Annotated in this window: 11 protein-coding genes; 6 read left to right on the top strand and 5 right to left on the bottom strand. The window is 71.8% G+C overall.

Going from position 1 to position 12469, the window contains the following annotated elements:
- The first annotated feature begins 59 nt into the window (after positions 1-59).
- The 6 genes from KSE_RS25345 (at position 60) to KSE_RS25320 (ending at position 6812) form a co-directional block, all read left to right on the top strand.
- On the top strand, positions 60-506 hold the full coding sequence (locus KSE_RS25345) for a DUF742 domain-containing protein (RefSeq protein WP_014138210.1): 447 nt from the start codon (positions 60-62) through the stop codon (positions 504-506).
- On the top strand, positions 487-1074 hold the full coding sequence (locus KSE_RS25340) for a GTP-binding protein (protein WP_014138206.1): 588 nt from the start codon (positions 487-489) through the stop codon (positions 1072-1074). The genes KSE_RS25345 and KSE_RS25340 overlap by 20 nt, the downstream gene beginning before the upstream one ends.
- Before the next feature lie 323 nt (positions 1075-1397).
- Positions 1398-4982: a nitrate- and nitrite sensing domain-containing protein gene (locus KSE_RS25335; RefSeq protein ID WP_014138209.1), complete on the top strand. Its 3585-nt coding sequence runs from the start codon at positions 1398-1400 to the stop codon at positions 4980-4982.
- Between the two features lie 10 nt (positions 4983-4992).
- Positions 4993-5406 (top strand): roadblock/LC7 domain-containing protein, encoded by a 414-nt coding sequence (locus tag KSE_RS25330; RefSeq protein WP_014138208.1) that lies wholly within the window; start codon positions 4993-4995, stop codon positions 5404-5406.
- Positions 5407-5572: 166 nt separating this feature from the next.
- Positions 5573-6244 (top strand): DUF742 domain-containing protein, encoded by a 672-nt coding sequence (locus tag KSE_RS39385; protein ID WP_014138207.1) that lies wholly within the window; start codon positions 5573-5575, stop codon positions 6242-6244.
- Entirely contained in the window at positions 6225-6812 is a 588-nt protein-coding gene (locus tag KSE_RS25320) for a GTP-binding protein (protein WP_014138206.1), read from the top strand. Before KSE_RS39385 ends, KSE_RS25320 begins: the two co-directional genes overlap by 20 nt.
- Positions 6813-6902: 90 nt before the next feature.
- On the opposite strand, the gene cimA is transcribed toward KSE_RS25320, so the two are convergent.
- From cimA to KSE_RS25295, 5 genes are all read right to left on the bottom strand, one after another.
- Positions 6903-8507, bottom strand: a complete 1605-nt coding sequence (gene cimA, locus KSE_RS25315; protein ID WP_014138205.1) for a citramalate synthase — start codon at positions 8505-8507, stop codon at positions 6903-6905.
- A 336-nt stretch (positions 8508-8843) separates the two neighbouring features.
- On the bottom strand, positions 8844-9386 hold the full coding sequence (locus tag KSE_RS25310) for a Uma2 family endonuclease (protein WP_014138204.1): 543 nt from the start codon (positions 9384-9386) through the stop codon (positions 8844-8846).
- An 88-nt stretch (positions 9387-9474) separates the two neighbouring features.
- Positions 9475-10587, bottom strand: a complete 1113-nt coding sequence (locus KSE_RS25305; RefSeq protein WP_014138203.1) for a branched-chain amino acid aminotransferase — start codon at positions 10585-10587, stop codon at positions 9475-9477.
- Positions 10588-10760: 173 nt separating this feature from the next.
- Positions 10761-11798, bottom strand: a complete 1038-nt coding sequence (locus KSE_RS25300; RefSeq protein ID WP_014138202.1) for a 3-isopropylmalate dehydrogenase — start codon at positions 11796-11798, stop codon at positions 10761-10763.
- 62 nt (positions 11799-11860) lie between these two features.
- A complete protein-coding gene (locus KSE_RS25295) occupies positions 11861-12442 on the bottom strand; it encodes a Uma2 family endonuclease (RefSeq protein WP_014138201.1) in 582 nt (193 codons plus the stop codon).
- Positions 12443-12469 lie beyond the last annotated feature (27 nt).

Genomic DNA, 12469 nt, shown 5'->3' with positions numbered 1-12469 from the left:
CCGTCAGCCAGCGGCCCCGCGGGCTCCGGCCGCGAACGACTGCAGCACAAGGAGGACGCATGACCCCGCCCCCGACACCCGCCGGCGCGTACGGCAACGGTTACGGAAACGGCTACGGCGGCCAGCAGGCCGGCGGGTACGGCGGCCAGCAGTCGGACGGCTACGAGCAGCAGCCGCTGGTCCGCCCGTACGCGATGACCGGCGGTCGCACCCGGCCGCGCTACCAGCTGGCCATCGAGGCGCTGATCTCGACGACCAGCACCACCGCCCCCGGCGGCCTGCTGCCCGAGCACGCCCGCATCGTGTCGCTGTGCCGCGACGTGAAGTCGGTGGCGGAGATCTCCGCGCTGGCCGGCGTCCCGCTCGGGGTCGCCCGCATCCTCGTCGCAGACCTGGCGGAAGCCGGTCTGGTCGCCATCCACCAGCCCGCCGCCGCGGGCGAGTCGGGCGGTACGCCTGACGTCACGCTGCTCGAAAGGGTCCTCAGTGGACTTCGCAAGCTCTAACGCGGCCGCCGCCCCCAGCCGCGCCACCACCTCCGCCAAGATCGTCGTCGCGGGCGGCTTCGGCGTGGGCAAGACGACGCTCGTCGGCGCGGTCTCCGAGATCAACCCCCTGCGCACCGAAGCCGTCATGACCAGCGCCTCCGCCGGCATCGACGACCTCAGCCACGTCTCCGGCAAGACGACCACCACCGTCGCCATGGACTTCGGCCGCATCACCCTCGACGAGGACCTCATCCTCTACCTGTTCGGCACCCCCGGACAGGACCGCTTCTGGTTCATGTGGGACGACCTCGTCCGCGGCGCCATCGGCGCCGTCGTCCTCGTCGACACCCGCCGCCTCGCCGACTGCTTCCCCGCCCTCGACTACTTCGAGAACAGCGGCCTCCCCTTCGTCGTCGCCCTCAACGGCTTCGACGGACAACAGGCCCACACCCCCGAAGAAGTCCGCGAAGCACTCCAACTCAACACCGAGATCCCCATCATCACCCTCGACGCCCGACGCCGCGACAGCGCCAAGAGCGCCCTCATCACCCTCGTCGAACACGCCCTCCTCGCCCGACTGCGGTGAGTCACGGCCAGGCCGGGGGCCGCGTACCACGGATGGTTCGCGTCCCCCGGTAACAGTTCGGTAGGCATTTGCCGGACTGGTTTGACAGTGCGTAGCCGCCCGAACCCGCTGCGCGCGAATGACCTTGAACTTTGCGGGAGTTCACCCTTTTATGTCCGTTTTACACCCGGGACGTATGGGGCGGAGGGGGCGTTTGTCCGCCCCACCCGCTCGTGTTGGAATTCCAGCTACCCCGTAGGACCCACGCGGGCCGCGGCCCGCCAGGGGGGTAGTAGCCGCCGGATAGATCCATGGCCGCCAGTCGGTCGAGAGGTTGTTGTCGAGTGAGGCGTAAGCAGCCAGTCACCCCTCAGCGGCGCTCCGAGCCCCGCCAGCAGGACCCGGGTAGCGGCCCGAACCCCGGCCAGGGCGGTGGCCCGGAGGCCGGCCGGTTCTCCGCGTTCACCGCGACCGAGGACCGTGACCGCGCCGAGCAGCAGCAGCGCGCCGTCGCCGCCGAGCCGGCCCCCCGTCCCGTCCCCGCCAAGGACGGCGCCCCGCGCTCCGGCGGCGGCCGGTACGACTTCCTGTCCCCGCTGAACTGGCGCGTGCCGACCCGCCTGGTGGCCATCCTGGTCATCCCGGTCGTCATCGCCCTGGTCTTCGGCGGCCTGCGCGTCAACACCTCGCTGGACGACTACAACCAGGCCGACCGGGCGGTGCGCATCGCCAACCTGGCCAGCGCCGCCACCAAGCTCGCCGACGCCCTGGAGCAGGAGCGCGACGAGACCCTGGTGCCGCTGCTCACCGGGCAGGGCGACCAGGGCGAGGTGAAGAAGCTCCGGGACAAGACCGACGAGGCCCTGAAGGGCTACAACGCGGCGTTCAAGGACGTCAGGGACGACGCCACCATGAAGCGGCGGAACGACCAGTTCCAGCAGCTGGTGGCGTACCTGCCGCACCTGCGCGCCAACGCCTACAAGCCCGAGCTGTTCGCGACCGCGACCGCCAACGCCTACTCGCTGATGTTCGCGCCGCTGCTGGCGGTGGACAACTCGGTCGGCTTCGGCTCCACCAACGTCACCTCCAAGGGCCGCGCGATCTACGCGATGTCGCTGGCCAAGGCGTCCGCCTCGACCCAGCGCGCGCTGATGCTCAACCTGCTGGTCGGCCTCGGCGTCGGCGGCGTGGACAAGTACGAGGGCGACGACCTGATCCAGTCGCTGGTGGTCGCCTCCCGCCTGGAGCAGACCGCGCTCGGCGAGTTCAACACCGCCTCGGACGAGTCCGAGATCGCGGTGTACTCGCAGGCCCTGGTCGACCAGGCCACCGCCGACCAGCGGCTGCCGCTGCGGATGCCCGACGGCCACAGCCTGCCCACCATGCCGGGCCTGCTCGCGGTCGGCATGTCCTACGCCGGCCAGCTGTCCAGCACCGCGGCCGGCGGCGACGCCGCCGCCAAGATGATCGACCAGGTCGGCAAGGACGGCCTGACCCGCCCGCTGTGGGACCAGGCCACCAAGAGCCACATGAGCGCCCTGCGCGCCGCCGAGACCGACCTGCTCGGCCAGGTCGTCAGCGAGGCCCAGGGCATCAAGGACCGGGCCTTCACCGACTGGGTGCTCAACTCGCTGATCGTGGTCGCCTCGCTGGTGCTGGCCGGTCTGCTCACCGGCTACATCGCCCGCTCGATGATCCTCGGCATGCGGACCCTGAACACCGCCGCGCTCGACATCGCCAACCACCGCCTGCCGGAGCTGGTCGACAAGCTCTCCAAGACCGACCCGGAACGGGTCGACACCTCGGTCAGCCCGATCCCGCTGCACGGCAAGGACGAGATCGGCGAGGTCGCCCGCGCCTTCGACCAGGTCCACCAGCAGGCCGTCTCGCTCGCCGCCGAGCAGGCGCTGCTGCGGGGCAACGTCAACGCGATCTTCACCAACCTGTCGCGCCGCAGCCAGGGCCTGATCCAGCGCCAGCTGGCGCTGATCACCGACCTGGAGAACAACGAGGCCGACCCGGACCAGCTGGAGAACCTCTTCAAGCTGGACCACCTCGCGACCCGCATGCGCCGCAACGGCGAGAACCTCCTCGTCCTCGCGGGCGAGGAGCCCGGCCGCCGCTGGAACACCCCGGTCCCGCTGGTCGACGTGCTGCGCGCGGCCGCCTCCGAGGTGGAGCACTACGAGCGGATCGAACTGGCCGGCATCCCCGAGGCCGACGTGGTCGGCCCCGCCGTGACCGACCTCGTCCACCTGCTCGCCGAGCTGCTGGAGAACGCCACCTCGTTCTCCTCCCCGCAGACCCGGGTGCTGGTCAACGCGACCCGGCTGCCCGACGGCCGGGTGCTGGTCGAGATCCACGACAAGGGCATCGGCCTGACCGCCGAGGACTTCGCCGAGATCAACGAGAAGCTGGCCGAGCCGCCCACCGTCGACGCCACCATCTCCCGCCGGATGGGCCTGTTCGTGGTCGGCCGGCTGTCCCAGCGGCACGACATCCGGGTGCAGCTGCGCCCGTCCGGCGAGTCGGCCGGCACCACCTCGCTGGTCATGCTGCCGCAGCACCTCACCCAGCTGGGCGTGATGGCGCCGGAGCCGCAGGCCGAGGAGTTCACGGTCTCCCGGATCTTCGCCGAGCAGGAGCCCACCGCCGAGTGGGCCGCGTTCGACGGCCAGGAGCGGACCGCCGCCGAGCTCGGCTTCGACGACCACCTGCCCAGCCGCGGCGAGGTGCCCGCGGGCGGCTTCTCCCCCGCGCTGGAGTCGATGCAGCGCTCGCAGCGGATCGAGGAGCGCCGCCGGGCCGCCCTGGAGCTCGGCCCCGGCGCCTCCGCCGGGGAGCCGGTGGAGGCCGAGGTCCTGGAGTCGCCCTACGGCGAGCCCGGAGCCGGCTACCACCCCGACTACGCCCAGGACCGGCCGCAGGCCCAGGACGACCCGTACGGCCGCCCCTTCGAGCCGCAGCGGCCCGCCGGGGCCGCGGACTACGGCTACCGCCAGGACGACCCGTACGCGCCCGCCCAGTACGGCGAGGAGCCCTACCCGGCCGAGCAGTACGCCGGGGCCCCCTACGGCGACGAGCCGGGCTACGCCGAGCCGCGGCAGTCCCCGTCCCCGTACGCCGAGGCGTACCAGCAGCCGTACGGGCAGTACGGCGACGAGTACCGCCAGGACGGCTACCAGCAGGACTACCAGCAGGACGGCTACGGCCGGGACGAGTACCGCCAGGACGAGTACCAGCAGGACGAGTACCAGCAGGACGGGTACCGCCAGGACGGCTACCAGCGGGACGGCTACGGCTACGAGGAGCCCGCCGGGCACCCGTACCCGGCGGAGGAGCCGCCGGCCCTGCCGCCGGCCGGGACCGCGCCGGAGCAGCCGGGCGGCGGCGCGCTGCCGCAGCGCCGGCCGGGCCAGCAGCTGGCGGGCGGCGGTGCGGGCCGCGCCGCGGGCGGCGAGACCCCGAACTGGTTCACCGGCGCGAAGGACACCTCCGCCCCGGTCGACGAGCCGCGCGGCCACGACGTGTCGGCGCTCGGCGGCTACGGCCCGACCGGTCCGACCGCGGCGCCCAGCGAGTGGGAGTCGCCCAACGACGGCGACTGGCAGCGCGCGGAGAAGCTCCGCGAGCCGTCCTCGTCCGGCATCACCCCGTCGGGCCTGCCCCGCCGGGTGCCCCGCCAGAACCTGGTCCCGGGCAACGCCCGGACCACCCCGCAGGAAGGCCCGCAGGTCTCCCGCGACCCGAACGAGGTCCGCGGGCGCCTGACCAACCTGCGCCGCGGCGTCGAGCAGGGCCGCCAGGCCGGCGGCGACCCCGGTGCCACCGGCAGCTTCCGGATCGACCCCGACCAGGGGGCGTACGGGGATGGACCGCACAACAGCAGCACCGATCTCTTCGGCGGCTCGAACCAGCAGGAGCGTTGAGTTGACCCAGATGAGCCAGGCCGCACAGAACCTGAACTGGCTGATCACCAATTTCGTGGACAACACCCCCGGGGTGTCCCACACCGTGGTGGTCTCCGCCGACGGTCTGCTGCTGTGCATGTCCGAGGGCTTCCCCCGGGACCGTGCCGACCAGCTGGCCGCCGTCGCCTCCGGCCTCACCTCGCTGACCTCGGGTGCGAGCCGCATCTTCGAGGGCGGCGACGTGACCCAGACCGTGGTCGAGATGGAGCGCGGCTTCCTGTTCCTGATGGCGGTGAGCGACGGATCCGCGCTCGCGGTGCTCGCCTCCCCCGACTCCGACATCGGTCTGGTCGGGTACGAAATGGCACTCCTCGTGGACCGCGCCGGCGCGGTCCTGACGCCCGCCCTGCGGGCCGAACTCCAGGGCAGTCTCCTGCACTGACGGTTCGTCGGATACCGTCCTGGTATTCGAAAGACCTCATTGCCCGTCCCGAGGTCGCTTCGGCGGCCTCGGGACCGGGCGTTGTACGGCCTTCGCACCACCGGCCACGGCGCTCCCCGGCGACGCGGCCAGCAACGCACCGCCGCACCCTTTGAGGAGATGAACCGTGACACCGCCCGACCACAGTGGCCAGTTCGGCGTCCCGTACGCGGGCTCCGGCCACGACGCTTTCGGGGCTCCCGGCGTCGGCCACGGTCAGCAGCAGCAGTACGCGCCGCAGTTCAACGGTGGCCAGTCGTACCTGCCCCCGCAGTCCGACCCGCGCTGGTACCAGCGGCAGGACGGATACGGCCAGGCCCACCCCGGCCCCGCGTACCACTCCGGCGACGGCTCCTACCCCGGTCCCGAGGGCTTCCACGAACCCGCCCCGCCGCACCGGTACGAGGAGCAGCAGCCCGGCTACGTCGAGGAGTACGCCGACGAGGAGGAGGACGCCGAGCCGCTGATCCGCCCCTTCGCGATGACCGGCGGACGCACCCGGCCGCGCTACGAACTCGCGCTGGAGGCCCTGGTCTCCGCCGCGGTCGACCCGGCCCGGATGGCCACCCTGCTCCCCGAGCACCAGCGGATCTGCGCGCTGTGCGCCACCGACGTGAAGTCGGTGGCGGAGATCTCCGCGCTGCTGAACCTGCCGCTCGGCGTGGCCCGCATCCTCGTGGCGGACCTGGCCGAGGCCGGCCTGGTCGCCATCCACCAGCCCGCAGCCGGCGGCGAATCCGGCAACCAGCCCGACGTCACGCTGCTCGAAAGGGTCCTCAGTGGACTTCGCAAGCTCTAACGCGGCCGCCGCCCCCAGCCGCGCCACCACCTCCGCCAAGATCGTCGTCGCGGGCGGCTTCGGCGTGGGCAAGACGACGCTCGTCGGCGCGGTCTCCGAGATCAACCCCCTGCGCACCGAAGCCGTCATGACCAGCGCCTCCGCCGGCATCGACGACCTCAGCCACGTCTCCGGCAAGACGACCACCACCGTCGCCATGGACTTCGGCCGCATCACCCTCGACGAGGACCTCATCCTCTACCTGTTCGGCACCCCCGGACAGGACCGCTTCTGGTTCATGTGGGACGACCTCGTCCGCGGCGCCATCGGCGCCGTCGTCCTCGTCGACACCCGCCGCCTCGCCGACTGCTTCCCCGCCCTCGACTACTTCGAGAACAGCGGCCTCCCCTTCGTCGTCGCCCTCAACGGCTTCGACGGACAACAGGCCCACACCCCCGAAGAAGTCCGCGAAGCACTCCAACTCAACACCGAGATCCCCATCATCACCCTCGACGCCCGACGCCGCGACAGCGCCAAGAGCGCCCTCATCACCCTCGTCGAACACGCCCTCCTCGCCCGACTGCGGTGACGGGGCCCCCGAAGGGGTAATGGACACGCCAGAAGGGGGCGTGCGGAGCCTTCCGCACGCCCCCTGGGCACTTCCGCGCACCAGCCGCCGCTACGGCTGCTGACCGACCCTCAGCAGGCCGTAGGTGTACGCGTCCTCCAGCGCCACCCAGGACGCCGCGATCACGTTGTCCGCGACGCCGACCGTCGACCAGGTCGCGCTGCCGTCGGTGGACTCGATCAGCACCCGGGTCTTCGAACCGGTGCCGTGCTGGCCCTCCAGGATCCGGACCTTGTAGTCCACCAGCTCCAGCTTCGCCAGCGCCGGGTAGATCGGCTCCAGCGCCGTCCGCAGCGCCTTGTCCAGCGCGTCCACCGGGCCGTTGCCCTCGCCGGTGGCGACCTTCCGCTCGCCCCGCGCCCACAGCTTCACGGTCGCCTCGTTGCCCGCGAAGCCCTGCGGGCCCTGCTCGCTGATGGTCCGCCAGGACTCCAGCTCGAAGTACCGCAGCTTCTCGCCGCCGTGCACCTCGTCGCGCAGCAGCAGCTCGAACGAGGCGTCCGCCGCCTCGTAGGTGTAGCCGAGGTTCTCCTGCGCCTTCACCCGGGCCACCACCCGGCCCGCCAGGTCGCGGTCGCCGGTCAGGTCGTAGCCCAGCTCCTTGCCCTTCAGCTCGATCGACGCCCGCCCCGCCATGTCGGACACCAGCATCCGCATGGTGTTGCCGACCAGCTCCGGGTCGATGTGCTGGTACAGGTCCGGGTCGACCTTGATCGCGGAGGCGTGCAGGCCCGCCTTGTGCGCGAACGCCGAGAAGCCCACGTACGGCTGGTGGGTGGACGGCGTCAGGTTCACCACCTCGGCGATGGCGTGCGAGATCCGGGTCATCTCGGCCAGCGCGCCGGCCGGGAGCACCCGGCGGTCGTACTTGAGCTCCAGCGCCGCCGCGACCGGGAACAGGTTGGCGTTGCCGACCCGCTCGCCGTAGCCGTTGGCCGTGCACTGCACGTGGGTCGCCCCGGCGTCGACCGCGGCCAGCGTGTTGGCGACCGCGCAGCCGGTGTCGTCCTGGGCGTGGATGCCCAGCCGGGCGCCGGTCTCCGCCAGCACGGTGGCGACGGTCTCGCGCACCCCGGACGGCAGCATGCCGCCGTTGGTGTCGCACAGCACCACCACGTCCGCGCCCGCCTCGTGCGCGGTGCGCACCACGGCGAGGGCGTACTCCGGGTTGGCCCGGTAGCCGTCGAAGAAGTGCTCGCAGTCGATGAACACCCGGCGGCCCTGGGCGCGCAGGTACTCCACGCTGTCCCGGACCATCTCCAGGTTCTCCTCCAGCGTGGTGCGCAGCGCCAACTCGACGTGCCGGTCGTGCGACTTCGCCACCAGCGTCACCACCGGCGCGCCGGAGGCGACCAGCGCGGCCAGCTGCGGGTCCTCGGCGGCCTTGCCGCCGGCCCGGCGGGTCGCGCCGAACGCGACCAGCTGGGCGTTCCTGAACTCCAGTTCGGCCTGGGCGCGGGCGAAGAACTCGGTGTCCCGGGGGTTGGCGCCCGGCCAGCCGCCCTCGATGAAGCCCACCCCGAACTCGTCCAGGTGGCGCGCGATCGCCAGCTTGTCCGCCACCGTGAGGTTGATCCCCTCGCGCTGGGCGCCGTCGCGGAGCGTGGTGTCGAAGACGTGGAAGCCGTCGCTGGGACGGCCGTTGGCCTCGGTCATGGCCCTGGGTTCTCCGTTCGGTGGAGGTACTGCTACTGCTGCTGCCGGGATCGGGATCCGGCTCCACTGTCCAGCATCCCGCGCGCGTCCCCGGTGTCTCCGTCCCCTCGTGGGGTCCGGTGCCGGTCCGGGGGCAAAACAAAAGACCCCTCGCGGGTGCGAGAGGTCTGCGCGCGGGTCTGGACGCTCGTGGTCGCTCCGCGGTCAGGGTGTTGCCGTGGAACGGTCACTGCGGACCGGCGCGCCTGCTGCTAATAATCAGCGAAAGCGAGGACACCCTCGCAGTGTTGCACACGCCCCGCCCGTGGGCACCGGCGTCTCGCCATCCGGAACGGCTCAGGCGAAGAGGTCGGCGGTGTCGAGCTCGAACCCGAACGGCGCGGGCAGCGGCAGCGGCGCCCCGGCACGGGCGGTGGTGGTCAAGGTGTAGTCACCGCGCACCGGCCGGCCGTACAGCACCGCCGTCCGTTCCCCCCGGTCGAGGACCAGGTAGAGCGGGATGCCCGCCAGCGCGTAACCCGGCCGCTTGAGCTCGTGCTCCCGCACCGGCAGCCGGGACGTCACCTCCATGACCAGCACCACTCCGGACGGCTCCCACCATCCCGGCTGTCCCCGCATCGCGCCGTACTCGGTGAACGTGCCGTCCGGGATGTACCGGCCGCCCGGGACGACCAGTCCCTTGTGCGGGCCGTAGTCGAACTCGGGCTCCGCCCGGAGGACCTGCTGGAGCACCCGGCCGATCATGGCCTCGTGGTCGCCGTCCTGCGGCGGCGACAGCACGATCTCTCCCGCGACCAGTTCGGCGCGGTAGCCCTCGGGAGCCTCCAGGGCGAGGAAGTCCGCCGTCAGGCAGGGGTCCTCGGACACGGTCGCGTTCACTGGGGTCCTCCTTCCACCGGCCCAACGAGCGACGGCCGCGGGAGGTCACCCGGGCCCGCCGGAGCGGCGCGCCCGGGTTCGCGGCGGCTCAGGCGATGGTGTGCATCCAGCCGTGGGTGTCGGGGGTCTGGCCGCCCTGGATGGCGAGCAGCGACTCGCGCAGGCGCATGGTGACCGGGCCGGGCTCGCCGGTGCCGACGGTCCAGTCGGCGGAGGCGGACTTGACGTGGCCGACCGGGGTGATGACGGCGGCGGTGCCGCAGGCGAAGACCTCGGTGATGGTGCCGTCGGCGTTGCCGCGCTTCCACTCGTCGGTGGAGATCTTCCGCTCCTCGGTCGCGTAGCCGAGGTCGGCGGCGAGGGTGAGCAGGGAGGAGCGGGTGATGCCGGGGAGCAGGGCGCCGGAGAGCTCGGGGGTGACGACGGTGGCGTTCTCGCCCTCGCCGAGGACGAAGTAGAGGTTCATGCCGCCCATCTCCTCGACCCACTTGTGCTCGGCGGCGTCGAGCCAGACCACCTGGTCGCAGCCCTTGGCGGCGGCCTCGGCCTGGGCGACCAGCGAGGCGGCGTAGTTGCCCGCGCACTTGGCGGCGCCGGTGCCGCCGGGGGCGGCGCGGACGTAGTCCTCGGAGAGCCAGACCGAGACCGGCTTGACGCCGCCGGAGAAGTACGCGCCGGCCGGCGACGAGATGATCATGAAGACGTAGGAGTTGGCCGGGCGGACGCCCAGGCCGACCTCGGTGGCGAACATGAACGGCCGCAGGTAGAGGCTCTGCTCGGGCTGGCTGGGCACCCAGGCGCGGTCCTGCCGGACCAGCAGCTCGACGGCCTCGACGAAGGTCTCGATCGGCAGCTCGGGCATCGCCAGCCGACGGGCCGAGGCCTGGAAGCGGGCGGCGTTGGCCTCCGGGCGGAAGGTCGCGATCGAGCCGTCGGCCTGCCGGTAGGCCTTGAGGCCCTCGAAGATCGACTGGCCGTAGTGCAGCGTCATGTTGGCCGGGTCGATCTCCAGCGGCGCGTACGGCGTCAGCTGGGCGTCGTGCCACCCCAGGCCCTCGGTCCAGCGGATGGTCACCATGTGGTCGGTGAAGACGCGGCCGAAACCGGGGTTGGCCAGTCGGGCCTCGCGCTCCTGGTCGGACAGCGGGTGCGCGGAGGGCTTGAGGTCGAACGGGATGGTCGCCGGGGTGGGCGTGCTCATGGCTGTCTTTCCTTCACCGTGGGGTTGGGCTGGGCCGGCCACCGTCGGGCGGGGGAAAACGCATGACGGCACGGCCCACTGTCGATACTCGCATCCAGAGGGCCGTGCCGAACAGCCGGGCGGCTGTGCTCGCTGTGAACCGGCCCACCGGCCGGAGGTTGTCGTCCGGCCGGTCAGCCGGATACTCGGGCGGCGAGCGCGTCGCCGACCTCGGAGGTGGAGCGGGTGCCGGAGCGCTCGGCGAGGTCCGCGGCGACCGCGGCCTCGACCCGGGCGGCCTCCGCGGTGAAGCCGAGGTGCTCCAGCAGCATGGCGACGGACAGCACGGTGGCGGTCGGGTCGGCCTTGCCCTGGCCGGCGATGTCCGGGGCGGAGCCGTGCACCGGCTCGAACATCGACGGGAAGTCGCCGCTCGGGTTGATGTTGCCGGACGCGGCCAGGCCGATGCCGCCGGTGACGGCCGCGGCGAGGTCGGTCAGGATGTCGCCGAACAGGTTGTCGGTGACGATCACGTCGAAGCGCTCGGGCTGGGTGACGAAGAAGATCGTCGCCGCGTCGACGTGCAGGTAGTCGGTGGTGACCTCGGGGAACTCCCGGCCGACCTGCTCGAAGATCCGGGTCCACAGGTGGCCGGCGTGCACCAGCACGTTGTTCTTGTGGACGAGGGTGAGCTTCTTGCGCGGGCGGGCCTGGGCCCGGCGGTAGGCGTCCCGGACGACCCGCTCGATGCCGAACGCGGTGTTCAGCGAGACCTCGGTGGCGACCTCCTGCGGGGTGCCGGTGCGCAGCGTGCCGCCGTTGCCGACGTACGGGCCCTCGGTGCCCTCGCGGACCACCACGAAGTCGATCTGCGGGTCGCCGGCCAGCGGCGACTTCACGTTCGGGAAGAGCTTGCCCGGGCGCAGGTTGATGTGGTGGTCGAAGGCGAACCGCAGCTTGAGCAGCAGCCCGCGCTCCAGCACGCCGGACGGCACGCTCGGGTCGCCGATCGCGCCGAGCAGGATCGCGTCCTGCCCCTTGAGCTCCTCCAGCACCGCGTCCGGGAGGGTCTCCCCGGTGCGGTGGTACAGCCGTGCACCGAGGTCGTACTCGGTGGTCTCCAGCTTGGTGTCGGTGGGCAGGGCGGCGCGGAGCACCTTGAGGCCCTCGGCGACGACCTCCTGGCCGATGCCGTCACCCGGGATCACTGCGAGACGAATGGTGCGAGACATACTCGGACAGTACAACCCGTCCCACCGCCTGGGCACGGGCCGTCCACCATGCGGACCGGCCGTCAGACCAGCTCGACCTCGACCGGGAACGGGTGCTCGACCTTGAGCCGGTCGTGGAAGATCCCGGTGGGGGTGTAGCGGTCGGTCGCGGGGTCCAGCTCGTAGGTGTAGACGACGGGGCGGCCGTCGACGTTCTCCACCCGCCAGAAGTACCGGATGCCGGCGGCGGCGTACTTGCGCGGCTTGACCTCGCGGTCGCGGACCTGCGACTCGTCGGAGACCACCTCGACCGCGAGCAGGACGTCCGCCGCCAGGCTGTAGGTCTGGCGCTGGCCCGTGTTCCCCTCCTCGTTGACGACCATGAGGTCCGGTTCCGGTCGATTGCGGGTGTCGATCTTGACCGACATCTCACGCAGCACCTCCCACCCCGGGGGGACCGCGGTGATCAGCGCGTACTCGAGGGCACGCATCACCCGCATGTGGAACCTCATCTGCGGACTCACGAAAACCAGGCTCCCGTCGATCAGTTCCGTGTGCGGCGGGAGGTCCGGCAACCGGTCCAGGTCGTCAGCCGTGTAGCCGCCCACGGGCGGGCGGAGCCAGTCCGGGTACGGGTCCGGGTCGACGCTCATCAGTGCTCCCATGGTCGGGATTCTTGCCTGTCCGACCAG

Origin of the sequence: Kitasatospora setae KM-6054 (assembly GCF_000269985.1) — a bacterium.
GTDB lineage: Bacteria > Actinomycetota > Actinomycetes > Streptomycetales > Streptomycetaceae > Kitasatospora > Kitasatospora setae.
This window is presented reverse-complemented; position numbering and strand designations above follow the sequence as displayed.